At 65.2% G+C, this 25,821-nt stretch carries 21 protein-coding genes and 1 pseudogene; 13 read left to right on the top strand and 9 right to left on the bottom strand.

What is annotated here, in order from left to right:
• Positions 1-133 precede the first annotated feature (133 nt).
• Positions 134-919, bottom strand: coding sequence for an SDR family NAD(P)-dependent oxidoreductase (locus RX330_RS03305; protein ID WP_317242060.1), 786 nt, complete (start codon positions 917-919; stop codon positions 134-136).
• A gap of 251 nt (positions 920-1,170) precedes the next feature.
• Between RX330_RS03305 and RX330_RS03300 the strand changes: the two genes are divergently transcribed.
• From RX330_RS03300 to RX330_RS03290, 3 genes are read left to right on the top strand one after another with little or no spacing between them, the layout of a single operon-like run.
• The gene (locus RX330_RS03300) at positions 1,171-2,235 is read left to right on the top strand and encodes an acyl-CoA dehydrogenase family protein (RefSeq protein ID WP_317242059.1); all 1,065 of its coding nucleotides are present in this window, start codon (positions 1,171-1,173) and stop codon (positions 2,233-2,235) included.
• A gap of 16 nt (positions 2,236-2,251) precedes the next feature.
• Positions 2,252-3,412 carry an acyl-CoA dehydrogenase family protein gene (locus tag RX330_RS03295; RefSeq protein ID WP_317242058.1) on the top strand — a complete coding sequence of 387 codons (1,161 nt, stop codon included), beginning with the start codon at positions 2,252-2,254 and terminating at the stop codon, positions 3,410-3,412.
• A gap of 16 nt (positions 3,413-3,428) precedes the next feature.
• Positions 3,429-4,241 carry an enoyl-CoA hydratase/isomerase family protein gene (locus RX330_RS03290; protein WP_317242057.1) on the top strand — a complete coding sequence of 271 codons (813 nt, stop codon included), beginning with the start codon at positions 3,429-3,431 and terminating at the stop codon, positions 4,239-4,241.
• A gap of 172 nt (positions 4,242-4,413) precedes the next feature.
• Here the strand turns inward: RX330_RS03290 and RX330_RS03285 are convergent, their stop codons facing one another.
• From RX330_RS03285 to RX330_RS03275, 3 genes are all read right to left on the bottom strand, one after another.
• Positions 4,414-5,160, bottom strand: a complete 747-nt coding sequence (locus tag RX330_RS03285) for a hypothetical protein (RefSeq protein WP_317242056.1) — start codon at positions 5,158-5,160, stop codon at positions 4,414-4,416.
• A gap of 2 nt (positions 5,161-5,162) precedes the next feature.
• Positions 5,163-5,951, bottom strand: a complete 789-nt coding sequence (locus RX330_RS03280; protein WP_212079591.1) for an enoyl-CoA hydratase — start codon at positions 5,949-5,951, stop codon at positions 5,163-5,165.
• Positions 5,952-6,081: 130 nt separating this feature from the next.
• A complete protein-coding gene (locus RX330_RS03275; protein WP_212079590.1) occupies positions 6,082-7,287 on the bottom strand; it encodes an ABC transporter substrate-binding protein in 1,206 nt (401 codons plus the stop codon).
• 411 nt (positions 7,288-7,698) lie between these two features.
• On the opposite strand from RX330_RS03275, the gene RX330_RS03270 reads away from it, so the two are divergent.
• Both RX330_RS03270 and RX330_RS03265 read left to right on the top strand, forming a co-directional pair.
• Positions 7,699-8,469 carry a thermonuclease family protein gene (locus RX330_RS03270; RefSeq protein ID WP_375847599.1) on the top strand — a complete coding sequence of 257 codons (771 nt, stop codon included), beginning with the start codon at positions 7,699-7,701 and terminating at the stop codon, positions 8,467-8,469.
• A gap of 134 nt (positions 8,470-8,603) precedes the next feature.
• Positions 8,604-9,995, top strand: coding sequence for a M48 family metalloprotease (locus RX330_RS03265; RefSeq protein ID WP_249152854.1), 1,392 nt, complete (start codon positions 8,604-8,606; stop codon positions 9,993-9,995).
• 195 nt (positions 9,996-10,190) lie between these two features.
• Here RX330_RS03265 and RX330_RS03260 read toward each other — a convergent pair whose 3' ends face one another.
• Positions 10,191-11,519 carry an MFS transporter gene (locus tag RX330_RS03260; RefSeq protein ID WP_212079587.1) on the bottom strand — a complete coding sequence of 443 codons (1,329 nt, stop codon included), beginning with the start codon at positions 11,517-11,519 and terminating at the stop codon, positions 10,191-10,193.
• 181 nt (positions 11,520-11,700) lie between these two features.
• On the opposite strand from RX330_RS03260, the gene cyoA reads away from it, so the two are divergent.
• From cyoA to RX330_RS03220, 8 genes are all read left to right on the top strand, one after another.
• Complete coding sequence (gene cyoA / locus RX330_RS03255; RefSeq protein WP_212079586.1) at positions 11,701-12,861, top strand: ubiquinol oxidase subunit II; 1,161 nt, start codon at positions 11,701-11,703, stop codon at positions 12,859-12,861.
• Between the two features lie 25 nt (positions 12,862-12,886).
• A complete protein-coding gene (gene cyoB / locus RX330_RS03250) occupies positions 12,887-14,884 on the top strand; it encodes a cytochrome o ubiquinol oxidase subunit I (RefSeq protein WP_317242055.1) in 1,998 nt (665 codons plus the stop codon).
• Positions 14,885-15,514 (top strand): cytochrome o ubiquinol oxidase subunit III, encoded by a 630-nt coding sequence (gene cyoC, locus RX330_RS03245; protein ID WP_317242054.1) that lies wholly within the window; start codon positions 14,885-14,887, stop codon positions 15,512-15,514.
• On the top strand, positions 15,511-15,891 hold the full coding sequence (cyoD, locus tag RX330_RS03240) for a cytochrome o ubiquinol oxidase subunit IV (RefSeq protein WP_212079583.1): 381 nt from the start codon (positions 15,511-15,513) through the stop codon (positions 15,889-15,891). The genes cyoC and cyoD overlap by 4 nt, the downstream gene beginning before the upstream one ends.
• A complete protein-coding gene (locus RX330_RS03235) occupies positions 15,888-16,736 on the top strand; it encodes an SURF1 family protein (RefSeq protein WP_317242053.1) in 849 nt (282 codons plus the stop codon). The genes cyoD and RX330_RS03235 overlap by 4 nt, the downstream gene beginning before the upstream one ends.
• The gene (locus RX330_RS03230) at positions 16,708-18,111 is read left to right on the top strand and encodes an ATP-binding protein (protein ID WP_317242052.1); all 1,404 of its coding nucleotides are present in this window, start codon (positions 16,708-16,710) and stop codon (positions 18,109-18,111) included. Before RX330_RS03235 ends, RX330_RS03230 begins: the two co-directional genes overlap by 29 nt.
• Positions 18,101-18,634 carry a response regulator transcription factor gene (locus RX330_RS03225; RefSeq protein WP_212079580.1) on the top strand — a complete coding sequence of 178 codons (534 nt, stop codon included), beginning with the start codon at positions 18,101-18,103 and terminating at the stop codon, positions 18,632-18,634. Before RX330_RS03230 ends, RX330_RS03225 begins: the two co-directional genes overlap by 11 nt.
• Positions 18,635-18,765: 131 nt before the next feature.
• On the top strand, positions 18,766-20,154 hold the full coding sequence (locus RX330_RS03220; protein WP_317244050.1) for an adenylate/guanylate cyclase domain-containing protein: 1,389 nt from the start codon (positions 18,766-18,768) through the stop codon (positions 20,152-20,154).
• 93 nt (positions 20,155-20,247) lie between these two features.
• Here the strand turns inward: RX330_RS03220 and RX330_RS03215 are convergent, their stop codons facing one another.
• The 4 genes and pseudogenes from RX330_RS03215 to RX330_RS03200 form a co-directional block, all read right to left on the bottom strand.
• Entirely contained in the window at positions 20,248-21,072 is an 825-nt protein-coding gene (locus RX330_RS03215) for a CarD family transcriptional regulator (RefSeq protein WP_212079578.1), read from the bottom strand.
• Between the two features lie 343 nt (positions 21,073-21,415).
• Positions 21,416-21,754: a ferredoxin FdxA gene (gene fdxA, locus RX330_RS03210; protein ID WP_317242051.1), complete on the bottom strand. Its 339-nt coding sequence runs from the start codon at positions 21,752-21,754 to the stop codon at positions 21,416-21,418.
• Positions 21,755-21,886: 132 nt separating this feature from the next.
• Positions 21,887-22,150 (bottom strand): annotated as a pseudogene (locus RX330_RS03205) (RNA-binding S4 domain-containing protein); the annotation flags it as partial.
• A 10-nt stretch (positions 22,151-22,160) separates the two neighbouring features.
• A complete protein-coding gene (locus RX330_RS03200) occupies positions 22,161-25,592 on the bottom strand; it encodes a helicase-related protein (RefSeq protein ID WP_317242050.1) in 3,432 nt (1,143 codons plus the stop codon).
• Positions 25,593-25,821 lie beyond the last annotated feature (229 nt).

Raw genomic sequence — 25,821 nt, 5'->3', positions numbered from 1 at the left:
TGGTTTGGCGAAGACTCGCAGTGATCGGAGTCGCGCACCAAACTTCTCCCTGTGGTTATGGGTCCCCGCCTTCGCGGGGACGACACCTATATTTGCCGCAGCAGCAGAGCGTCACCGCGGCCAGTCACATCAATCACGTAATCAAATGCATCCCCGCATCCATGCGCACGACCTCGCCGGTCATGTTGCTGGAGGCCGGCATCGCCAGGAAGCAGACGAGCTGCGCGATGTCTTCGGCTGTTGATGCGACCTTCAGCGGCACCTTCTCCACCACGCTGTCGCGCACCTGCTTGGCGCCGGCTTCGCCGCGGCCCTTGGTGAACCAGGGCGTGTCGATGTAGCCGGGGCAGACCGTATTGACGCGGATCAGCGGCGCCAGCGCACGCGACAGCGACAACGTCATGGTGTTGAGCGCGCCCTTGCTCGCGGCGTAGGCTATCGACGAGCCGACGCCGCTGATGCCGGCGACCGAGGACACGTTGACCACGGCGGAGGGCCGCCCCGAAGCCTTGGCGCCGGCCTCGAGCAGGCTGCGTGCCGCGCGCACCATCTGGAACGGACCGATGGTGTTGACACCATAGATCCGCTGGAAATCCTCCGCCGACAACCCATCGAGATCGGCGTGAGCCACATGTTTCGTGGTGCCGGCATTGTTGACGAGGATATCGAGCCGGCCCCAGCCGCTGGCTGCCGCGACGATCCTGCGGCAATCGTCGTCCTTCGAAACGTCGCCCTGCGCGACCAGCACCTCCGCCGCGCCGGCCTTGCGGCAGACGTCCGCGGTGGCCTCGGCCTCGGTCTTACTCGACGAATAGTTGATGACGAGCCGCGCCCCGCTGCGCGCGAGAATTTCCGCTGTCGCGGCGCCCAGGCCGGACGCCGACCCCGTCACGATTGCGCACAGATTGTCCTTGGCCATCCTGATGTCCTTCCCCGTGGCTCTGATCTTTCGTGCCCTGTTTAGCGAGTTTGTCGCGCCCTGCAAATCGAGCAAACTCCGCTAAGCGGAATTAGCCTTCTATTGATCCTTGCGCCCATGCCCGCGCCGCAGGTTGACCTGCGATCAACGCTTGTCAGGGCCATGGCTTTTTCGGATCATCGGGCGCAAGAAGACCTGCGCGGTACGCTCCACCAGGCGGGACGCGCCAACGGCAAAACACGGGGAACGCTGTGGCGGAGAGTGACAATATCGTCGTCGAGACCGCGGAGAAGATCTTCGCCGATCTCGCCGATCCGCAAACCATCAACAACGACAAGAAGAACTCCTGGCAGGCGCCGCTGTGGCAGGCGCTGAGCGAAGCCGGCCTGCCATTGTCCTGGGTGCCCGATGATCTCGGCGGCTCTGGCGCGAGCCTTGCCGATGGCTTTGCGCTGCTGAACGCCGCCGGCCGTTTCGCCGTCTCGGTTCCCCTGGCCGAGACCATGCTGGCGGGCTGGCTGCTGGCGCGGGCGAAGATCGCATCGCCCGATGGCGAGATGACCGTGCTGCCGGCAAGCCCGAAAGATCGTATCGTCCTCGACGCCGACGGCTCGCTCTCCGGCCGCGCCCGCGGCGTGCCTTTTGCGAAGGCGGCAAAGCATTTTGCGGTGCTCGCACATGGCAAGGACGGCGTCTCGATCGCGCTGGTCAATGCGGCCAAGGCGCGGATCGAGGCCGGGCTCAATGTCGGCTACGACCACAGCGACACCGTGACGCTCGACAAGGTCCAGCCCGTCACGCTCAAGGTCGCGCCGAACGGCTTTGACCAGACCACGATGATGCTGATGGGTGGCGTTGCGCGCAGCCTGCAGATCGCTGGCGCGCTGGAATCGATGCTCGACATCTCGGTGCGCTATTCCAACGAGCGCGTCGCCTTCGAGAAGAAGATCTCGAAATTCCAGGCGGTGCAGCACAATCTGGCGCGCCTCGCCGGCGAATCCGCCGCGGCACTTGCGGCGGCGACGTCCGCGGCCGATGCGATCGCGAATGCAAAATCGTTCGACGACGAGGTCTATCTGGAAGCCGCTTCCGCAAAGATCCGCTGCGCGGAAGCCGCCGAGAAAGGCGGCGCCATCGCGCATCAGGTGCACGGCGCGATCGGTTTCACCCTCGAGCACATCCTGCACCGCTATTCGCTCCGGGCGCTGGCCTGGCGCGACGATTTCGGTTCGGAAAGCCACTGGGCCGTCGAGCTCGGCAAGTTGGTCGCAAACCGCGGCGCCGACGAATTGTGGCCGCTCGTGGCATCGCGCTGATCAGGGAGAGAAACACATGACCGCCGCGCTCCGTTTCGATCCGATCCGTCTGCCCGAGAAGTGCGAGCAATTGCGCAAGGAAGTGCGCGCCTTTCTCGCCGAGGAAATCGCCGCCGGCACTTTCGATCCGCACCAGCCCAACCGCGAAGACACCGACGCGCCGGAATTCTCCCGCCGGGTCGGCGCCAAGGGCTGGCTGGGCATGACCTGGCCGAAGAAATATGGCGGCCAGGAGCGCTCCTTCCTCGAGCGCTACGTGGTGACCGAGGAAATGCGCGTCGCCAACGCGCCGACGCGGCGCTTCTTCGTCGCCGATCGCCAGAGTGGGCCGGTGCTGATCAAATACGCGCCCGAACATATCAAGATGGAGATTCTGCCGCGGATCTGCCGAGGCGAGATCTGCTTTGCGATCGGCATGAGCGAGCCGAATTCAGGCTCGGACCTGTTCGCCGCGAAGACGCGCGCGACCAAGACCGACGGCGGCTATCTCATCAACGGCAGCAAGATCTGGACCTCGTCGGCGCACATCGCCGACTACATGATCGCGATCTTCCGGACCTCGCCGCCGACCAAGGAAAACCGTCGCCACGGCCTGACCCAGTTCCTGGTTAAGATGAAGCAGCCGGGCATCAAGGTGAACCCGATCGGCCAGATTACCGGCCAGTACGAGTTCAACGAGGTCGTCTTCACCGACTTCTTCGTCCCCGACGACCACGTTCTCGGCGAGGTCGACGGTGCCTGGAAGCAGGCGACGAGCGAGCTTGCCTATGAGCGTTCGGGCCCCGAGCGTTTCCTCGAAACCTATTACGTGCTGACCGAACTGGTCCGCGCCGTCGGTCGCAACCCGGATACGCGCAGCGCCGAAGGCATCGGCCGTCTCGTCGCGCAGCTCCACACCATGCGGCGCATGTCGGTCTCGGTCGCCGGCATGCTCGAGGCCGGCAAGGAGCCGGTGGTCGAGGCGTCCATCGTCAAGGACATCGGCACGGTATGGGAGCAGCAGCTTCCGCATCGGGTGCGCGATCTCGCCGCCTTCGTCGAGGAGACCGCGACCAACCGCGAGACGCTGGAGCGGCAGCTCGACTTCGCCATCAAGACGGCGCCGAAACTCACTATCCAGGGCGGCACCACGGAGGTGCTGCGCGGCATCATCGCCCGCGGACTTGGGCTGCGCTAATCATCAAGGGATCATCATGAGCACCTACAAGGATATCGGCGTCGAGAAGGTCGGACACGTCGGCACCATCGAGATCCGCCGCCCGCCGCTGAACTTCTTCGACATTTCGCTGATCAACCAGATTGCGGATGCGCTCGAGGAGTTCGACCGCGACATCGAGATCCGCGCCTCCGTGCTCTCCGCACAGGGCAAGGCCTTTTGCGCCGGCGCCAACTTCCAGGATCCGGCGCGGCAGGCGCAGGAAGCGCGCGAAGCCGACAAGAAGGGCGACCCCGCCGACAGCCTCGGGGCGATCAACCATCTCTACATCCAGGCCGTGCGCATCTTCCGCGCCAAGAAGCCGATCGTCGCCGCCGTGCAGGGCGCCGCCATCGGCGGCGGATTGGGCCTCGCCGTTTCCGCCGATTTTCGCGTCACCTGCCCCGAGGCGCGCTTCTCCGCAAACTTCACCAAGCTCGGCTTCCACCCCGGCTTCGGCCTGACGACGACACTGCCCGAGCTGATCGGCAAGAACAACGCCGAGCTGATGTTCTACACCAGCCGCCGCGTCACCGGCGAGGAGGCCTACAGATGGGGGCTCGCCAACGAGCTGGTGCCGCAGGACCAAGTCAAGGCGGCCGCGATGAAGCTCGCCGGCGAGATCGCCGAATGCTCCCCGCTCGGCCTGCTCTCGACCCGCGCCACGATGCGCGCGGGATTGGCCGATCGCGTCATGGCCGCCACCAATCACGAGCTCGCCGAGCAGACGCGGTTGCGCGCGACGGAAGATTTTAAGGAAGGCGTGAAGGCCACGGAAGAACGGCGCGCGGCGAATTTCAAGGGAAGGTAGTTCCGCTGCACCGCATGCAGCCCTCTCGACCCGTCATCCTGAGGTGCGAGCAGCACGGTGCAGCGCGCTGTGCTGAGCCTCGAAGGATGGACGGCAGAGATGCAGCCGGGCCGTCGCCCTTCGAGGGCCGCTGAAGAAGCGGCCTCCTCAGGGTGACGGACAAGATTGGAAATCAACCGACGCGAAACGTCACCCCGCCCAGCAAGAACTCGTTCCCCGCGACCGCGTGCCCTTTCGCCCGTGCCGCGTGCAGCACACGCGCCACGTCGGTCACCCGAAACTCCAGTGCGCTCATGATCTCGCTGGCGCCCTTCACGAAGCGGAAGGTCGCATTGGGCAGCTTCAGTTCTGCGCCGCTGGGCGTGATGCCTATGATCTTGCCCCAGTGCTCCGCCAGCCCTTGCGGATCCGGGCTCTGCATCTCCACGACCGTCAGCGCCTCCGTCACATCCTTGCGGATGAAGCTCTGCCAGTCCGGCCCGGCCGGCGGATACGGCCCCGAAACGTCGTCGCTGCCTTCGGTATGGTTGAACTCGATGAAGGCGGCGCGGCAGTCGCGGGGGTGTAACTGCACGCCGTGATAGGGCGCGTGGTCGATGACGTTGGCGGTGCGCACGCCCATCGCATTGGCGATGCGCCCGCGCTCGTCGGGATCGTTACAGCAGAAAATCGCCATATAGCCGCCGCGGCCGCCAGTCTTCTCGATGAAGCGGCCGGCCGTGGTGCCGTCCTTGAAGGGGGCGACCACCTCCAGCAAAATCGTATCGACCGGGAGCAGCGCATTCTCCAGGCCGTATTTCGCCACATTGCCGTCGCGGTAGCACACAGCAAGGCCCATGATCTCCGCGATGTCGGAGACGACAGGCGCGAGCTGCGGCGCGACCAGGCAGATCTGTCGCAACCGCATATAGGGTGTCATGGTCATGCCCCCCTGAAGGTCGGCTTGCGCTTCTCCACGAACGCCTTTGCGGCCTCCTTGTGGTCCTCGGTGTCGCCGCAGCGGGTGTGATGGATCGCCTCGCCGTCGAAGCAATCCTCCAGCGCCAGATGCTCGGCATTGTTGATGTTGCGCTTGATGAAGCCGAGCGCGATCGAGGGCCCCTGCGCCAGAGACAGCGCGAGTTCGTGGGCAGCGGCGTCGATCTCGGCGTCGGGCACGACCTTGGTGACCATGCCGATCGCATGCGCCTCTTTCGCGGTCAGGACCGGCGACATCAGATAGAGCTCGCGCGCCCGCGCGCTGCCGAGCAGCTGGGTGAGGAAATAGGTGCCGCCGTAATCGCCGGAGAAGCCGACCTTGGCGAAGGCGGTCGTGATCTTGCAGGATTCGGAGGCGATGCGCAGGTCGCAGGACAGTGCCATCGACAGGCCCGCGCCGGCGGCGGCACCATCGAGCTGCGCCACCACGGGCTTCGGCATCTGGTGCAGGATGCGCGAGACCTCCATGCCGCGACGGAGGTTAGCGAGCTTCTGCTCGAACGGCAGCGGCGCCCGGCCTGCCGCCATCGACTTGACGTCGCCGCCGACGCAGAACGATCCGCCGGCGCCCTTGAACAGCACCGCCCGCACCTCCGGATCGTCGGCCGCGCGCCGCGCGGCGTCGACCAGCCCCGCGACCATCTCGGGGTTGAGCGCATTCTTTCGCTCCGGCCGGTTCATCGTGATGGTGAGCAGCCCGCCTTCGAGCTTTTGCAGGACCATGTCGTTCATGGATGTTGGCCTCTTTCTGTGGTGCCACTCTCTCACTTGGTCATTCCGGGGCGCGACGAAGTCGCGAACCCGAGCCCCGGGATGACGACCTATCGTTGGACACGCTCGTCACCAAGGCGACTTACCCCCGTCACTTCTTCACCAGCGGGCAGCGCGACTGCTCAAGCGATTGGAACGCTTCGCTGCCGGGCACGGTGGCAAGCAGCTTGTAATCGTCCCAGCGGCCCTTGGACTCCGACGGCTTCTTCACCTCGAACAGATACATGTCGTGGATCATGCGGCCGTCCTCGCGGATCTTGCCGCCCTTGGCGAAGAAATCGTTGATCGGCGTTTCCTTCATCACCTTCATCACCGTGGCCGCGTCGGTCGTGCCGGCCGCTTTCACGGCCTTCAGGTAATGCGTCACGGAGGAGTAGACGCCGGCCTGCGCCGACGTCGGCGGCCGCTTCACACGCTCCTGAAAGCGCTTCGAGAAGGCGCGCGTGTCGTCGTTCATGTCCCAGTAGAACGCCTCGGCCAGCAGCAGGCCCTGCGCGGTCTCGAGCCCGATCGAGTCGATGTCGGTGACGAAGGCGAGCAGCGGCGACACTTTCTGGCCGCCCTTGGTGATGCCGAACTCGGCGGCCTGCTTGATGGCGTTGACGGTGTCGCCGCCGGCATTGGCCAAGCCAATCACCTTGGCCTTGGAAGCCTGCGCCTGAAGCAGGAACGACGAAAAGTCCGACGTGTTGAGCGGATGGCGCACGCTGCCGAGCACCTTTCCGCCGGTCTTGGTCACGACGGCACTGGTGTCCTTTTCGAGATCTTGGCCGAAAGCATAATCGGCGGTGAGGAAGTACCAGCTGTCGAGGCCCGTCTTCACGGCCGCAAGACCGGTCACGTTCGCCTGACCGTAGGTGTCGAACACGTAGTGGATGGTGTAAGGGCCGCAGGCTTCGTTGGTGAGACGGATCGAGCCCGGGCCGTTGAAGATGACGATCTTGTTGCGCGCCTTGGCGATCTCGCCGGCGGCAAGCGCGGTGGCGGAGGCGGCGACGTCGTAGATCATCTCGACGCCCTGGTTGTCGAGCATGTCGCGGGCGATGTTGGCGGAGAGATCGGCCTTGTTTTGATGGTCGGCCGCGAGCACCTGGATCTTGCGGCCGAGCACCTCGCCGCCAAAATCCTCGACAGCCATCTTGGCCGCAGTCTCGCTGCCGGGGCCCGTGATGTCGGCATAGAGGCTCGACATGTCCAGGATGCCGCCGATCTTGAGAGGTGGCTTGTCCTGGGCTTGCACGGCGCTCGCGTTGAGGGCAAACGCGGCGGCAAAAATGCCCGACAGAACGTGCTTCATCAAAATAGTCTCCCTTTAATCGCCTGTCTCTGATGGCGGCTTGGTTATTGGTGTTGCCGCAATCATGCCGCATGCGCAACTGCGCAGCAAGCGCGGGGCGCTATGCGCGTCTTGCGACTGCGGCACGTTTTCCGCAAAACGGAATGGTGAGATGACGAGAGATGTTTCCGCGCCATCGTCGCGCGCGTGGGACGTAACAGAGAAGCCCCACACTCGCTGCCGTAGTGGGGCAAAGGCGCGCTCTTCGCTGCCGTGCCCACCGCTCTCGCGATTGGCAAGGACGCGGGCACGCTTCCGCCATCGCTCTTCGAGCTGTGGCGGACAAGTCGCTTCGCCGAACCTACGAGGTCCGCTTCGTCGTTGGCATCGTTTGAGTTAGGATCGACGTACAACGCAACCTCTCCGGGTCACGTGACGCGACAGCTTCACCTCATCGTCGCATTCTTGATTGCCGCGGGTCACACCGCGTTCGCGGCGCCATGCCGGTTCGAGACGCAAGGCGAAGGCCGCGTCGCCGCCATCGTCGATGCGCGCAGCGTGCGTCTGGACGACGGCCGCGAGATCCGCCTGCTGGGGATCGAGCCCACGGCGTCCGCGAAGCAGGCGCTGGCGTCGCTGCTCGTCGGACGCAACGTCACGCTCCGCGGCATCGACGACACGCCGGACCGCTACGGCCGCCAAGGCGCGCTTCTCTTTGTTGGCGAGAGCGACGCCTCCGTGCAGGCCATGTTGCTGGCCCAGGGCGACGCCCTCGTCTCCGCCGAGATCGTGGACAAGGACTGCGCAGCCGCCCTGATGGCGTCGGAAGCAGCGGCGCGGCGCCAAAAAAAGGGCAGTTGGGCTGACCCGTCGGCCATAAAAAACGCGGAAAGTCCGGACGATATTTTGGCGGGGATCGGGCGCTTTATGGTGGTCGAGGGCAAAGTTCTGTCGGTCCGGCAAGCTGGGGCAATGACCTACCTCAACTTTGGACGGAACTGGACACGCGGCTTTGCGGCGACTATTTCAAAGCGCACGCTACCGGTGTTCGAAGGCGCCGGCATCACCCTCAAGTCCTTGGAAAATAAACGTATTCGAGTCCGGGGCTGGGTTGAGGAAAATACGGGGCCGCGGATCGATGTGCGGCTCATAGGGCAAGTCGAGTTGCTGGGCGCAAGCGAGCCGACAGGGGAAAGGCCCTAACGAGGGCCAGGCACGGGTTAAGCGACGTGAATGGGGTGCTAGAAAGGCACGTACGGAACGAACGCCGCCGCCTGCGGGCGGCGCCGGCCGCGCTATGCCTCGTATTGGGTACGGCGCTCGCGGGCTGCGGCGACATGGGCCGGTTCCAGACCGCGGCGGTCCCGGCGACGGTCGCGATGCCGAAGCCGAAGCCGGCCGTCGCCCAGACCCCCGCCACCGAGAAGGAGCACGAGCGCATCCTGGCGAGCTATGGCGGCACTTATGACGATCCCAGGCTCGAATCACTCGTCAGCAAGACCGTCGACCGGCTCGTCGCGGCCTCCGATCGTCCCGACCAGGGCTACAAGGTCACCATCCTCAATTCCGGCGCGGTGAACGCGTTCGCGCTGCCGAACGGCCAGCTCTATGTCACGCGCGGACTTCTTGCGCTCGCGAGCGATACGTCGGAATTGTCCTCCGTGCTCAGCCACGAGATGGCGCATGTGCTGTCCAAGCACGCCGCGATGCGCGAGGACCAGGCCCGCCAGGCCGCGATCGTCACCCGGGTCGTCACCGACATGAGCAACGACCCGGACCTCACGGCGCTGGCACTGGCGAAGACCAAGCTCACCATGGCGAGCTTTTCACGCAAGCAGGAGATCGAGGCCGACGGCATCGGGGTGGGCATTTCCGCCAAGGCGCATTTCGACCCTTATGGCGCGGCGCGCTTCCTCTCCGCGATGGAGCGCAATGCCGAGCTGAAGGCCGGCAAGTCCTCGCTCGATCCGCGCGCGCAGGATTTCACCTCGTCGCATCCGGCGACCCCGGAGCGCGTGCAGAACGCGCAGGCCATTGCGCGGCAGTATACTGCCCCGGAGGGCGCCGAGCGCGACCGAGAGACCTATCTCGCCGCGATCGACAATCTCGTCTACGGCGAAGACCCCAGCGAAGGTTTCGTGCGCGGCCGCCGTTTCCTTCATCCGAAGCTGGGCTTCACCTTCCAGGCGCCGGACAATTTCACGCTCGACAACACCGCCCAGGCCGTGATCGGCGTGCGCGAGGGCGGCGCACAGGCCATGCGTTTCGACGTGGTGCGCGTGCCGTCCGAGCAATCGCTCGGCGACTACCTTAATTCCGGCTGGATGGAAGGCGTCGAGAAGGCGTCGACCGAGGACATCACCATCAACGGCTTCCCGGCCGCGTCCGCCACCGCCAAGGGCGACCAGTGGCAGTTCAAGGTCTATGCGCTGCGCTTCGGCAGCGACGTCTACCGCTTCATCTTCGCGACACGGCAGAAATCGACCGAGAGCGAGCGCAATGCGCGCGAGACCGTCAATTCATTCCGCCGCCTGACGCTCGACGAGATCCAGGCCGCGCGTCCGCTGCGCATCAAGGTCATCACCGTGCAGCCCGGTGACACCGTGGAATCGCTGTCCCACCGCATGGCCGGCGTCGATCATCCCGCCGAGCGCTTCCGCGTGCTGAACGGACTCGATCGCAACGCGCAGGTGAAGGTGCGCGATCGCGTGAAGATCGTGGCGGATTGACGCGCGCTAAGCGCACGTCATCCCGGGGCGCGCTGAGCGCAAACCCGGGATCTCGAACCAACGAGCTCCGCTACCGTAGGCTGGGCAAGGCGCAAGCGTGCCCACCACCTCTCTCAATCGGACACAGATGATAGGCACGGCGCTTGCGCGCCTTTGGCCACCCCGTGAGACCTGTGATGCGGCAACGACGCGAGCCTAGCGCCCCGTGTCCATGTCGCCCTTCTCGCGCTGGCCGCTGAGCCAGAGGGCGAGCAGGGTCCAGAACGCGCCGGACAACAGATACGCACCCGAGGCGATGACGCCGAGATTGGTGGCGAGCAGCAGCGCGACCAGCGGCGCGAAGCCGGCACCGAACAGCCAAGCCATGTCCGAAGTCAGCGCGGAAGCCGTGTAGCGGTACGCCTGCTTGAAATTCGAGGCGATCGCGCCGGAGGACTGGCCGAAAGACAGGCCGAGCAGGATGAAGCCGATCACCATGTAGATGGTCTCGCCGAACGCGCCGGCGTCGAGCAGCTGCGGGGCAAAGCCGCTATAGATCGCGATCGCGATCGCCGATCCCATCAACAGCGATTTGCGCCCGACGCGGTCGGCGATAATGCCCGACGCCACGATCGCGGCGACGCCGAACACGGCGGCGACGATCTCGATGATCAGGAAGCGCACCGGGCTTTCGCGGGTGAACAGGAACACCCAGGACAGCGGAAATACCGTGACCATGTGGAACAGCGCGAAGCTCGCGAGCGGCGCAAACGCCCCGAGCATGATGGTCTGTCCTTCGCGCGCGACTGTCTCGGAGATGCGCGAGGGCTGCAATTCGCGGGTCTCGAACAGCGTCGCGTATTCCTCCGTCGTCACCATGCGCAGGCGGGCAAACAGCGCAACGACGTTGATGGCGAACGCAACGAAGAACGGGTAGCGCCAGCCCCAGTCGAAGAAATCGTCAGCCGACAGGTTACCCGCGAAATAGGCGAACAGCGCGCTCGCCACGATCAGCCCGAGCGGGGCGCCGAGCTGCGGCACCATCGCGTACCAGCCGCGCTTGGAGGGCGGCGCGTTCAGCGCCAGCAGCGAAGCCATGCCGTCCCAGGCGCCGCCCCAGGCCAGACCCTGCGCGATGCGCGCCAGCGCCAGCAGCCAGATCGCGGCAACGCCGATGTCGTGATAGCCGGGCAGGAACGCCAGCGCGACGGTGGCGGTGCCGAGCAGGAACAGCGCCGAGATCAGCTTGGCCGTCTTGCCGTAGGCACGGTCGACGGTCATGAAAATGACCGTGCCGATGGGGCGGGCCATGAAGGCCAGCGCGAAGACCATGAAGGAATAGAGCGTGCCGGTCAGCTCGCTCGCGAACGGGAACACCAGGCGCGGGAACACGATCACCGAGGCGATCGCAAAGACGAAGAAGTCGAAGAATTCCGAGGTGCGGCCGATGATGACGCCGATGGCGATCTCGCCGGGACTGGCCTGGTCGTGGCCGTGCTCGCCCGTGTGGAGGTCTGCCATTGCGGGGGTCTGTGCCGTCGCCATGCGTGCGCCCTTAACGTCCTGAAAACCAAAGCCGACCGCCCGGCGGGGCGCCAGGCAATCCGGTCCTGTCTGACCCAACATCCCGCACTGCAACATTGGACAAATTGTCCAATGTCCGGATTGTTGCGCCGCAGCTACCCGTTGGCCCCGCAAAAGAAACTCATTCTCAAAGGCTCGGCCCGTGTCTCGTCTCAAGATCCTGGCGCTACTACCTCTGGCTGCCGCGCTTAGCGGCTGCGACTACGTCGTGCTGGCGCCAGCCGGCGATATCGCTGCCCAGCAGCGCGACCTCGTCATCATCTCCACCGTCCTGATGCTCCTGATCGTCGTCCCCGTGATGGCCCTGACGGTGCTGTTCGCCTGGCGCTACCGCCAGTCCAACACCGAGGCCCGCTACGAGCCGGATTGGGATCACTCGACCAAGCTCGAGCTGGTGATCTGGTCGGCGCCTCTTCTGATCATCGTTTGCCTGGGCGCGCTGACCTGGATGGGCACGCATCTGCTCGATCCCTACCGCACGCTCGGCCGCATCCATGCGGAGCGCGCCGTCGACAAGTCCAAGGCTCCGCTCGAGGTCGACGTCGTCGCGCTCGACTGGAAATGGCTCTTCATCTATCCCGACTACGGCATCGCCACCGTCAACGAGCTCGCAGCTCCAGTCGATCGTCCGATCACCTTCCGCATCACGGCCTCCTCGGTGATGAACTCGTTCTATATCCCCGCGCTCGCCGGCCAGATCTACGCGATGCCGGGCATGGAGACCAAGCTCCACGCCGTCGTCAACCACGCCGGCACCTACAAGGGTTTTTCGGCGAACTACAGCGGCGCCGGCTTCTCCGGCATGCACTTCAATTTCCAGGGCCTCGACGACAAGGGCTTTGACGCCTGGATCGCCAACGCCAAATCCGCCGGCGGCTCGCTCGGCCGCGCCGAATATCTCCAGCTCGAAAAGCCGAGCCAGAACGAGCCGGTGCGCCGCTGGGGCACCGTCGACGCCGATCTCTACCGCCTGATCCTCAACATGTGCGTCGAGACCGGCAAGATGTGCCAGAGCGAGATGATGGCGATCGACGCCAAGGGCGGCGCCGGCCACCAGGGCCTGAACAACACCCTGCCGCTGGCCTACGACAAATACGCCCGCCGCGGCACGGCACTCGGGCCGGAGCCGAGCTTCGTTGCCGGCACCTGCACGCCGGATGCGCCGCAGGGCAAGACCACCGCCGCCATCACGGCGCCCACCGACACCGCGCCCCTGCTCGGCGCCGGCCTGAAGCGGCCGTCGTTCACGCCGCTGAAGTCCTCGTCCTTCTTCCTCGGACAACGTCCCAAGTCAGACTCGTGAAGTCAGACTCCTAAAGAGAGTTCGCATGTCTCCTGATCTTCTCAAGCTCATCTTTGGCCGGCTCGGCTTCGAATCGCTGCCGCTGCACGAGCCGATCGTCGTCGGCACCTTCGTGGTGGTCGCGCTCGGCGGCGCCGCGCTGCTCGGCGCTCTCACCTATTTCCGCCTCTGGGGCTATCTCTGGCGCGAATGGTTCACCACGGTGGACCACAAGCGCATCGGCATCATGTACATGATCCTCGGCATCGTGATGCTGCTGCGCGGCTTTGCCGACGCGCTGATGATGCGCGGCCAGCAAATGCTGGCCTTTGGCGGTTCCGAAGGCTATCTCAACGCCCATCACTACGACCAAGTCTTCACCGCCCACGGCGTGATCATGATCTTCTTCGTGGCGATGCCGCTGGTCACAGGCCTGATGAACTACGTGGTGCCGCTGCAGATCGGCGCGCGCGACGTGTCGTTCCCGTTCCTGAACAATTTCAGCTTCTGGATGACGGTCGGCGGCGCGGTGCTGGTGATGGCTTCGCTTTTCATCGGCGAGTTCGCCCGCACCGGCTGGCTGGCCTATCCGCCGCTGTCCAACATCGGCTACAGCCCCGATGTCGGCGTCGATTATTACATCTGGGCGCTGCAGGTCGCCGGTGTCGGCACGACGTTGTCAGGCATCAACCTGATCTGCACCATCGTCAAGCTTCGCTGCCCCGGCATGACCATGATGAAGATGCCGGTGTTCACCTGGACCTCGCTCTGCACCAACGTCCTGATCGTCGCTTCCTTCCCCGTCCTGACCGTCGTGCTCGCGCTGCTGTCGCTCGACCGTTACGTCGGCACCAACTTCTTCACGAACGACTTCGGCGGCAGCCCGATGATGTACGTGAACCTGATCTGGATCTGGGGCCATCCTGAAGTCTACATCCTGGTTCTCCCGGCCTTCGGCATCTTCTCCGAGGTGACCTCGACCTTCTCCGGCAAGCGGCTGTTCGGCTACACCTCGATGGTCTACGCCACGGTCGTCATCACCATCCTGTCGTATCTGGTCTGGCTGCATCACTTCTTCACGATGGGCTCGGGCGCCAGCGTCAACTCGTTCTTCGGCATCACCACGATGATCATCTCGATCCCGACGGGCGCGAAGATGTTCAACTGGCTGTTCACGATGTATCGCGGCCGTATCCGCTACGAGCTGCCGATGATGTGGACGATCGCCTTCATGCTGACCTTCGTGATCGGCGGCATGACCGGGGTGCTGCTCGCGGTGCCGCCGGCCGACTTCGTGCTGCACAACAGCCTGTTCCTGATCGCGCATTTCCACAACGTGATCATCGGCGGCGTGGTGTTCGGCGCCTTTGCCGGCATCACCTACTGGTTCCCGAAGGCATTCGGCTTCAAGCTCGATCCGTTCTGGGGCAAGCTGTCGTTCTGGTTCTGGGTCACCGGCTTCTACCTCGCCTTCATGCCGCTCTACGTGCTCGGCCTGATGGGCGTGACCCGCCGGCTGCGCGTGTTCGACGATCCCAGCTTGCAGATCTGGTTCGTCATCGCCGCGATCGGGGCCGGCCTCGTGCTCCTCGGCATCATGTGCATGCTGATGCAGTTCGCGGTCAGCTTCCTCAGGCGCGAGCAGCTCAAGGACGTCACCGGCGATCCCTGGGACGCGCGCACGCTGGAATGGGCGACCTCTTCGCCGCCGCCCGACTACAACTTCGCCTTCACTCCCGTCGTTCACGACAACGACGCGTGGTGGGACATGAAGAAGCGCGGCTACCAGCGTCCGCTCACCGGTTTCAGGCCGATCCACATGCCCAGCAGCACCGGCACCGGCATCATCCTCGCCGGTCTCGCCACCGCGATGGGTTTCGGCCTGATCTGGTACATCTGGTGGCTGGCTGCCGTGAGCTTCATCGCGATGCTCGCCGTCGGCATCGGCCACACCTTCAACTATCACCGCGACTTCGACATTCCGGCTGAAGACGTCATCCGGACCGAGGACGCGCGCACCAAACTGCTCGCCGGAGCCAAGTAAATGACTGTTGCCGTCAATTCTTCCCAAACCGGCGAGCCGGTCTTCTATCTCGCCGACGAACACCCGCATCCGGAAGGCTGGAGCACCTCGCTCGGCTTCTGGATCTACCTGATGAGCGACTGTCTCATCTTCGCGATCCTGTTCGCCACTTTCGGCGTGCTCGGCGGCAATTACGCCGCCGGCCCAGCGCCGAAGGACCTGTTCGACCTGAATCTGGTCGCGGTGAACACCTCGATGCTGCTGCTGTCGTCGATCACCTACGGCTTCGCCATGCTGACGATGCAGCAGAACAAGGTCGCGCAGACGCAAATCTGGCTGGCAATCACCGGCCTGTTCGGCCTCGCCTTCATCGGCATCGAGCTCTTCGAGTTCGCCCACATGATCCATGAGGGTGCGACGCCCCAACGCAGCGCCTTCCTGTCCGCCTTCTTCACCCTGGTCGGGACCCACGGCCTGCACGTTTCCTGCGGCCTGATCTGGCTGGTGACGTTGATGGTGCAGGTTCAGAAGTTCGGCCTGATCGAGGCCAACCGCCGCCGTCTGATGTGCCTGTCGATGTTCTGGCACTTCCTCGACGTGGTCTGGATCGGCGTCTTCACCTTCGTCTATCTCCTGGGAGTTCTGCGATGAACACCGACACTCACACCGCCCATGCGGACGACCATCATCACGGCGACAGCCACGCCCACGGCACGTTCTCGACCTACATGCTCGGCTTCGTACTCTCGGTCGTTCTCACCGCGATCCCATTCTGGCTGGTGATGAGCGGCGCGCTGCCGAGCAAGCAGATCACCGCCCTCGTCATCATGGCCTTCGCGGTCGTGCAGATCGTCGTGCACATGGTCTACTTCCTGCACATGAACACGACGTCCGAGAACGGCTGGAGCATGATGGCGCTGATCTTCACCATCGTCATGGTGGTGATCGCGCTGTCGGGTTCGCTGTGGGTGATGAGCCACCTCAACAGCAACATGATGCCGATGCATCAGATGAGCGGTATGAAGTGAACGAGGTCCGGACCGTGACGAGCAAGGCAGACGGGACGCGTGGCCATGCTGCGTGCCCCTCCCTGTGGCTCACGGTCCTCTCGCTCACGGCCTTCGTGACCCTGATCGCCCTCGGCGTCTGGCAGATCGAGCGCCGCGCCTGGAAGCTGACGCTGATCGACCGTGTCGAGCAACGCGTTCATGCCCCGGCGGTGCCGATCCCCTCGCCTGCTTCATGGTCCGCGGTCTCCGCCGCGAACGACGAATACCGGCATGTCAGCGTCACCGGCCGCTTCCTGCATGATCGCGAGACGCTGGTTCAGGCCGTCACCGAGGAAGGCCCGGGCTATTGGGTGCTGACGCCGCTTCTGCGCGACGACGGCACGCAAGTCCTGGTCAACCGCGGCTTCGTACCGTCCGAGCGGCGCGACGCATCGACCCGCCGAGGCGGCAATCCGGACGGCCGGGTCGAGATCATCGGTCTGCTCCGCATCACGGAGCCCAAAGGCGGGTTCCTCCGAAACAACGTCCCCCAGCACAACCGTTGGTACTCGCGGGATGTCGCGGCGATCGCGGCGGCACGCGGCCTCCACGATGTCGCCCCCTTCTTCGTCGATGCCGACGCCGGATCACAAATCGCAGGCGGGCCGGTCGGCGGATTGACCGTGGTCCGCTTTCCCAATAACCACCTGATCTACGCGCTGACGTGGTTTGCCCTGGCCTTCATGCTGGCCGGCAAACTTCTCGTTACATTCGGCGGCGGGCCGTTCCGCCGCCGGCGCTTCGTCCACGAACCGGCCGGCGGCCTGGATGCCGCCGCGCGCAGGACGGGATCAGATGCTGGAACGATCGTCGAACAGGCCTGACGACGGGAAGACGCTTTCCCAAACACTTGCGCATGGCGGGCTGGCCGTCACGCTGCAATCGCCGGCGGACGCGCGCAGCGAGCTGATCGGTGCCGCGCCGACCGACGACGAGACCAATCGCAAGAACATGGCGCTGCTGATCCAGCTGCGCTGGACCGCGGTCGTCGGCCAGATCGTGACCATCGGCGGCGTGCATTTTGGGCTCGGCATTCCGCTGCCGTTGGAGCGGATGGGCGCGGTGATCGGCGCGCTGGTGCTGCTCAACGTCTCCAGCCTGATCTGGGTGCGCCATCGCGCCGCGATCACCAACAACGAGTTGCTGGTCGCCCTGATGCTGGACGTGGCCGCCCTGACCGCGCAGCTCTATCTCTCCGGCGGAGCCACCAATCCCTTCACCTCGCTGTTCCTGCTCCAGGTGACGCTCGGCGCGGTGCTGCTCGATGCCCGCTCGACCTGGTCGCTGGTCGCGCTGACCTGCGCGAGCTTCGTGTGGCTGACGCTGGCATACCGCCCGCTGGACCTGCCGCCAAACCCGCTGAGCGAGACCTACACGCTCTCGGTCGCCGGCATGCTGCTGGGCTTCGTGCTCAACGCCGTGCTGCTGGTCGTGTTCGTCACCCGCATCAATCGAAACCTGCGCGAGCGCGATGCGCATCTGGCGGCATTCCGCCAGCATGCCGCCGAGCAGGATCACATCGTGCGCATGGGCCTGCTCGCCTCCGGCGCGGCGCACGAGCTCGGGACGCCGCTGGCCTCGCTGTCGGTGATCCTCAGCGACTGGCGTCGCATGCCGGATCTCGCCGCGGATCAGGAGCTCGCCGAGGACCTTGCGGAGATGGAAACCTCGCTGCAACGCTGCAAGTCGATCGTGACGGGCATCCTGGTGTCGGCGGGCGAAGCGCGCGGCGAAGGCTCCTCGCCGACGACGGTGACGGCGTTCGTGACCGCGCTGGTCGACGAGTGGCGTGACGCGCGCTCGGCACGGACGCTCTACTTCGTCAATACGTTCGGCGCGGACGTCGCCATCGTCTCCGACATCGCGTTGAAGCAGGTCATCTTCAACGTGCTCGACAACGCCTATGAGGTCTCGCGCGACTGGGTCGAACTCGTGGCCGAGCGCGAGGGCGACAACCTCGTGCTGTCGATCAGCGATCGCGGCCCGGGCTTTGCGCCGGAGATGCTGGCGCAGCTCGGAAAGCCCTATCAGTCGAGCAAGGGCCGCGCCGGCGGCGGGCTCGGGCTGTTCCTGGTGGTGAACGTGGTGCGCAAGTTGGGGGGCACCGTGACCGCCGAGAATCACAGGAAGCGGGGCGCCACCGTGCGCCTGACGCTGCCGCTCGCAACGCTGGCGATCGGAGGAAATTTTGACGCCTGACCGTTCGCTCATCGTCGTCGAGGACGACGCAGGCTTCGCGCGCACGCTGAAGCGCTCGTTCGAGCGCCGCGGCTACGAGGTCGTGCTGGCCGCCTCGATCGAAGAGGTCCGCAACGTTCTGGAGGAGCGCTCCTTCGGCCATGCCGTGGTCGATCTCAAGCTCGGCGGCGCCTCGGGCCTCGCCTGCGTAGAGCTCCTGCACACCCACGACCCGGACATGCTGATCGTGGTGCTCACCGGCTTTGCCAGCATCTCTACCGCCGTGGAGGCGATCAAGCTGGGGGCCTGCCATTATCTGGCAAAGCCGTCGAATACCGACGATATCGAGGCCGCCTTCAACAAGGCCGAAGGCAACACCGAAGTCGCGCTGGATGCGCGGCCAACCTCGATCAAGACGCTGGAATGGGAGCGCATCCACCAGACCCTGATCGAGACTGATTTCAACATCTCGGAAGCGGCAAGACGATTGGGGATGCACCGGCGCACGCTGGCAAGGAAGCTCGAGAAGCGACCGGTCAGGTAGGCACGTCTTTCAGCGTCCAAATGCCCAGCCTGGCTGATGACCTCGCGGCCAAGCACCTCTAGACTGCCGATTGCTGCGGCTGATGGCCGTCGCTTTGCTGCAAAGGTCCCAGCGAGGAGTCTCCCGTGACAATGCTCGTCGAGCGGTTCGACCTACCTGCCGCGCTTTCGCCCGCGCGCGGCCAGCGCGGCAGCGAAACAGTTGAGTTCGCAGAGGCCGCGCTGACCTCCGCCAAGCATGAGGGTCTGCAACTCGCAGTGCGGGCGCGCTATTTCGCCCTCGCCGTCATCGGTTGCCTGCTGCTGGCGATCAATCCCGCGTGGGAGCAGCTCTACTACGTGGCGCTGCTCGGCCTGTTCGCACTGATCGGCTGGGCCCAGGTCAGGGTTGGGCGGGTGGGCGTCTCACGGTCCGAATTGGCGCTCCTGTTCTGCGATTTGGCGTTGCTCACCCTCCTCATCGTGGTCCCAAATCCATTCGGGACTACGCACTGGCCGGTCGCGATGCAGTACCATTTCGGCAACTTCATCTATTTCTTCGTACTGCTCGCAGGTGCCACACTGGCCTATTCCTGGCGGACCGTGATTGCGGTCGGAACGTGGACCGCCGCGCTCTGGCTGGTCGGCATGGCCTGGGTGTGGTGGCAGCCCGATCGGGATCCTGCGCTGACGGCCCGCATCGCGGCCGCAGTCGGCGACGATCACCGCTTGTTGGCAATGATCTCGCCCAATGCGATCGGATTCCACCTTCGCATCCAGGAAATCGTCGTATTCATGATCGTGGCCGTCACGTTGGCGCTGGCGGTCCGCCGCAGTAATGACCTGCTGGTCCGACATGCCGCGGTCGAGCGCGAACGCGGCAATCTGGCACGCTACTTCTCGCCCAATGTCGTCGCGGAATTGTCGAAGCAGGACGAGCCGCTGAAGCAGGTGCGCACGCAACACGCTGCGGTGCTATTCGTCGACATCGTCGGCTTCACAGCCTTTGCCGATGCGCGCGCGCCGCAGGAGGTGGTGCGGACGTTGCGCGAATTCCACGGACTGATGGAGCAGGAGGTTTTCCGTCACAGCGGCACGCTCGACAAATATCTCGGTGACGGGTTGATGGCGACGTTCGGCACCCCCTTTACCGGCGCGCACGATGCCAGCAACGCGCTGCGGTGTGCCCAGGCCATGATCGCCGCGGCGGACGGTTGGAACGGACAACGAACGGCAGTGGGGGAGCCACCGCTGCGTGTGAGTTTCGGCTTGCATTATGGGCCGGTGGTGCTCGGCGATATCGGGCAGACCTGTCTGGAATTTGCCGTGATCGGTGCCACCGTCAACGCTGCAAGCCGTCTCGAGGCGTTGACCCGCACGCTCGACTGCGCGCTGGTGGCAAGCGACGATCTCATCAGCCGCGCAAAGGACGAGCTTGGCAGCGCAGCCGAAGCATTCCAGCCGCTGATGGCGCGAGAGCCACAGGCCGTCCGCGGGATCCAGCGTCCGATCGGAATATGGACTCAGGTCCGCGGCTCGTAGCATGCCGATCGCGCTCGACGCCGCTGTCACGAGCCCAACAAAAAGCCCGGCCGAACGGCCGGGCTCTTGATGGCTTGCGCAGAACGAAGCCGCTTACGCGGCCTCGTCGGCGACGGTGGTGTCGTCGCCATCGGTGTCGTCGGCATCGCCCTCGGCATCCGTGTCGGCTTCGCCCTCGGCGGCTTCCGCCTTGGCGTTGCGGCGCGGGCTCTTGGCGAGCTGGGACTCGATTTCCTTGACCGCTTCGGTCTCGGTCGAGTGCTGCACCACCGCGATCTCGCGGGAGAGGCGGTCGAGCGCCGCTTCATAGAGCTGCCGTTCGCTGTAGGACTGCTCCGGCTGCGACTCCGAGCGATAGAGGTCGCGCACGACTTCCGCGATCGCGACGATATCGCCCGAATTGATCTTCGCTTCGTATTCCTGGGCGCGGCGCGACCACATGGTGCGCTTGACGCGGGCGCGGCCCTTGAGGGTCTCCAGCGCCTTCTTCACCAGCACCGGATCGGACAGCTTGCGCATGCCGACATTGGCGACCTTGGCGGTCGGCACGCGCAGCGTCATCTTGTCCTTGATGAAGTTGATGACGAACAGCTCGAGCTTCGCACCGGCGATCTCCTGCTCCTCGATGGCCAGGATCTGGCCGACGCCATGAGCGGGATAGACCACGAATTCGTTGGCTTTGAAGCCCTGACGCTGGGTCACGACCTTCTTTTCCTCGACCTTCGGCGCAGCAGCGGGCTTCGCGGCCGGCTTGGCGGCAGCGACGGGAGCCTTGACAGGAGCAGCAGCAACGGAAGCCTTCGGCGCGGCGGGCTTGGCAGCGGGAGCCTTGGCCGCCGGAGCCTTGGCAGTCACAGGCTTGGCAGCAGGCTTAGCGGCGGTCGCTTTCGCGGCCGGTTTGGCAGTCTTGTTAGGCATTGCGCTTCTTTTGTTCTTCGAGGACTTTGCAGCCGGCGCCTTCGTCGCGGTCCGACCCTTGGATGCGCTACGGCTGGCCGCGGCGACTTTCTTGGCCTCCTTATGGGAAGCCCTCGCTGAAGTACTCTTTTTACGCGTTTTCTGTGACACAGCCTGCGCGCGGAAACTGCCACGCCCCTGTTCGACATTTGGTTTCACGGGAACCCAGAGGGGCCAACGGGGCTGACGGGGTTCGGCTTAATGTGCCCAATATAGCACATTTCCCGCAAAAATCAATGATTTAGGGGTCTTCAGGGCTGGTTTTCGCGGCGCCGCCGCTATTAGGGTTAAGTTTGGGCCCGAATTAGTCGCCGGAGCCGGCGTTCGGAGAAAAATATTTCTCGAACTTGCCTTCCATGCCGTCGAATTCCTTGGCGTCGGCGGGTGATTCTTTCTTCTGGGTGATGTTCGGCCAGCTCTTGGCGTAGTCGGCATTGACTGACAGCCACTTTTCCAAGCCCGGTTCCGTGTCCGGCTTGATGGCGTCGGCGGGGCATTCCGGCTCGCACACGCCGCAATCGATGCACTCGTCAGGATGGATGACGAGCATGTTGTCGCCTTCGTAGAAGCAGTCGACCGGGCAGACCTCGACGCAGTCGGTGTACTTGCACTTGATGCAGTTTTCAGTGACGACGTAAGTCATCCAACGCTCCGAAAAGCTCTTTTAAAAGTCGCGGCTTGCGTAGCGCGGATGGCCCGGCGCCGCAAGGTCGTGAAAGCGCGATCATGACACTTGTGTGCGCTTGATCGGCCAAGAAATGAATTGAATGCGCAATTAATTGCGCGCGCCGAGCTCCTCGTAGAGCACCCGCGCCGAGGCAGCATCGCCGCGGCGTTCGTTGAAGCCCGTCACTTTCAAGACGCGCACGGTGCGATCGAGCGCGATGGTGAGCACGTCGCCGATCTTGACCGCATGTCCTGGGGAGGTCTCGCGCGCGCCGTTGATGCGAACGTGACCTTTTTCGACGAGCTCAGCGGCCGAGGTGCGCGCCTTCACCACCCGCGCGTGCCACAGCCATTTGTCGAGGCGCTGGCGCTCGGTCGTGGGATCACTCCTTCCGACCGGACAATTGCTCTTTCAGCGCGGCGAGTTTTGCGAAGGGCGAGTTCGGATCGGCCGGACGATCGCGCTCGCGCGGGTTCGCGCTCGAAGCGTAGGGGCGCAGCGACGGACCGCCCTGGCGGTCGCGGCCCTTGTCACGGTCGCGGCCTCGGCCGTCACGGCCCTTGTCGCGATCTCCGCCGAACTTGCCTTTGTTGTCGCGATCACGGCCCTTGTTGTCGCGATCCTTGCCCTCGAAGCGGCGGTTCTTGTCGTCGCGCCCCTCGGGACGCGGCGCGCCTTCGCCACCACCTTCGCGCGGCTTGCGGAAGTCCCTGCCGCCATCCCTGCGATGACCACCACCGTGACGGTGACCCGGCTTCGCGCCTTCGGCCGCTTCGCCGGGCGCGGCGCTCGCCGCACCGGGTGCAGCTCCAGCCTCAGCGCCCGCCTGCGGGCGCTGATGGTGGTGACGCTGATGGCGATGGCGCTCGTGGCGCGGCTTGCGGTCCTCGTGACGGCCGCCGGGACGCCAGACCTCGACCAGTTCGGGCTCTGCGGGCGTCGCCGCGGCTTCAGGCGCGGCAGCGTCGGGCGATGCGGCAGCTTCAATGGCCACGGTCTCGGCGGCAGCAGCTTCGAGCTCGGCGGCCTCCGGGGCGGTTGCCGGCTCTTCGGCCGGCGGCGCGATGCCGGGAGCATCTTCGGGCGTGACGGGAGCCCCGGAAGAGGCTTCCAGCGCGGGCTCTGCGGGCGCGGCCTCGTCCTGCCGGTCCATGCCGGGAGCGTCTTCGACCGTGACGGCTTCCGCGGCGGCTTCGGTGGATGCCTCCTCGGGCAGGCCGGCGACGGCCTCCGCAGCGGTCTCGCTCGATGTCTCCGCACTGCCCTCGGTGGGCGGCGTCTCCGCCGCGACCGTTTCAGTCACGACCTGCTCGGCGACGACAGGCTTCTGCGGCAGCGGCGGACGCTTCTCCATGCGATAGCCGAGCGCACGCAGCACCGACGCAAAATCCTCGCCTGCAGAGCCGGTGAGCGAGGTCATCGCCTGCGTCACCACGAAGCTGCGGCCATCGAAGGCGCCGGCCGGCTTTTCGCCGGACGAATTCTCCCGCCAGGCCAGCGCCGGGCGGATCAGATCGGCAAGGCGCTCCAGGATGTCGACGCGGACGGCGCGCTCGCCGGCCTGCTTGTAGCCGAGCACGCGATAGGCATCGCGCGGCAGCGCCTTGTCGACCGGGAACGAGGTGCGACCCGAGGATGCCAGATGCTGTGCGCCCGACAGCGAGGACAGATCGACATTGTCCTGCTTGAGCGCCCATAGCAGCGCGGCCAGCGCGCGCGCGGCGGGCTTGAGCAGGCCGGGAAAATAGATGTGATAGGCGCCGAAACGGACGCCATATTTGCGCAAGACCGCGCGCGAGGGCTGATCGAGATCCTTCAGCTCGTTCGCGATCTTCGGACGCTCCAGCACGCCGAGCGCCTCGACGAGCTGATAGGCGATGCCGCGGGCGATGCCGGTGACGTCCTCGGCCTTCGACAGCTCGAACATCGGCCCGAGCAGCTTCTCGATATGGGTCTTGAGCCACAGTTCGAGCCGCGCCTGCACCTTGTCGCGGGGAGCGCCGGTCAGGCGCTCGTCCGAGATGATGCGGATGCGCGGATGCAGCGCGTCCTCTGCGGCAGACAGCCGCGCCACGGCATCGCCGGTCCAGCGGATGATGCCTTCCGAGGTCAGCACGAACTGATCGTCCGGCGCGTTGCCGAGCCGTTCGGCGCGCGTGTTGATCTCGCCGGCGAGCACCGCTTGCGCTGCAGCCTGCAAGGCTTTCGCATCGGAGCCCGCTTCCGCAGCATCCGGTGCAAAGGTGAAGCCATCGAGACGGCCGATGACATGGCCTTCGACGATGACTTCGCCGGTCTTGCCGATTTCAGTATTCAAGCTCGTGTTCTCCCGCAGGCGGCGCATCAATACACTGGTACGGCGATCAACGAAACGCTCAGTCAAGCGTTCATGGAGCGCATCCGATAATTTATTTTCGACCTCCCGCGCGATTCCCTGCCAGCGTTCGGGGTCTTTCAGCCAGTCCGGGCGGTTGGCGACGAAGGTCCAGGTGCGGATCTGCGCGATCCGGGCCGACAACGTGTCGATATCGCCGTCGATGCGGTCCGCCTGGGTGATCTGGGCGGCGAACCAGGCATCAGGGATGCAATCCTTCCGCATCAGGAAGCCGTAGAGCGTCGTCACCAGCTCGGCATGGGCCGCCGGCGACAGTTTTCGGTAGTCCGGGACCTGGCAGGCCTCCCAGAGGCGCTCCACCGCTGCCTTGCCATGCGCGATATCGCGCACCTCGACGTCGCGGGCGGCGTGGTCGAGCACGCGCATGTCTTCTGCGATCGGGGCGCGTGTCAGCGCCTCGTGGCCGGGGGCGAGGTTGAGCGAGACCTGCAGCGCGCCGAGCGAGGCGAAATCCAGCCTGGCGTTGCGCCATTGCAGCATCTTCACGGGATCGAAGGTGTGGTTCTGCAGCGCGTTGACGAGCTCGGGCTCGAACGGCGCGCAGCGGCCCGTGGTGCCGAAGGTGCCGTTGCGCGTGGCACGGCCGGCGCGCCCCGCGATCTGCGCGAATTCGGACGGCGTCAGGCGGCGGAACTGGTAGCCGTCGAACTTGCGGTCGGAGGCGAAGGCGACGTGGTCGACGTCGAGATTGAGGCCCATGCCGACGGCGTCGGTGGCGACGAGATAATCGACATCGCCGTTCTGGAACATCGCCACCTGCGCGTTGCGGGTGCGTGGGCTCAGCGAGCCCAGCACCACGGCGGCGCCGCCATGCTGGCGGCGGATCAGCTCGGCGATGGCGTAGACTTCATCGGCCGAGAACGCGACGATGGCGGTGCGGCGCGGCTGGCGCGTGATCTTGCGATCGCCCGCGAATTCCAGCTGCGACAGGCGCGGCCGCGTGATCATGGAGACGCCGGGCAGCAGACGTTCGATGATCGGGCGCATCGTGGCGGCGCCCAAGAGCAGCGTCTCGTCGCGGCCGCGGCGGTTGAGGATGCGGTCGGTGAAGACGTGGCCGCGTTCGAGATCGGATGCGATCTGGACCTCGTCGACGGCGAGGAAGGAGAGATCGAGGTCGCGCGGCATCGCCTCGACGGTCGAGACCCAATAGCGCGGGCTCTTCGGCTTGATCTTCTCCTCGCCGGTGACGAGCGCGACCGCCTCGGCTCCGACCCGTGCCGCGATCTTGTTGTAGACCTCGCGCGCGAGCAGCCGCAGCGGCAGGCCGATCATGCCCGAGGGATGCGCGAGCATCCGCTCGATGGCGAGATGGGTCTTGCCGGTGTTGGTCGGGCCGAGCACCGCAGTGACGCCGGCGCCAGGCACACGATCGGAAGCGGCGCGCTCGGAAGCGAAGGGGGAGGAGGAAAAGGGCATCTGGGGGATTAGGTAATGGCGATTTGGGCGAATGTCAGTGCTGTCTGGGGCGGTGAGGTGCATGGCCCCAAACATGCGCACCGCTGTCATCGCCCGGCTCGACCGGGCGATCCAGTATTCCAGAGTCAGCAATGATTGAGCCGGGACGCCGCGGCGTACTGGATGCCCCGGTCAAGCCGGGGCATGACGGCGGTGGGTGTAGGAGCATCGCCCAAATCCCGCGCAACTG

Origin of the sequence: Bradyrhizobium sp. NDS-1 (assembly GCF_032918005.1) — a bacterium.
Taxonomy (GTDB): domain Bacteria; phylum Pseudomonadota; class Alphaproteobacteria; order Rhizobiales; family Xanthobacteraceae; genus Bradyrhizobium; species Bradyrhizobium tunisiense.
Note: the sequence above shows the minus strand (reverse complement) of the source record. Positions and strands in the feature narration are given on the sequence as shown.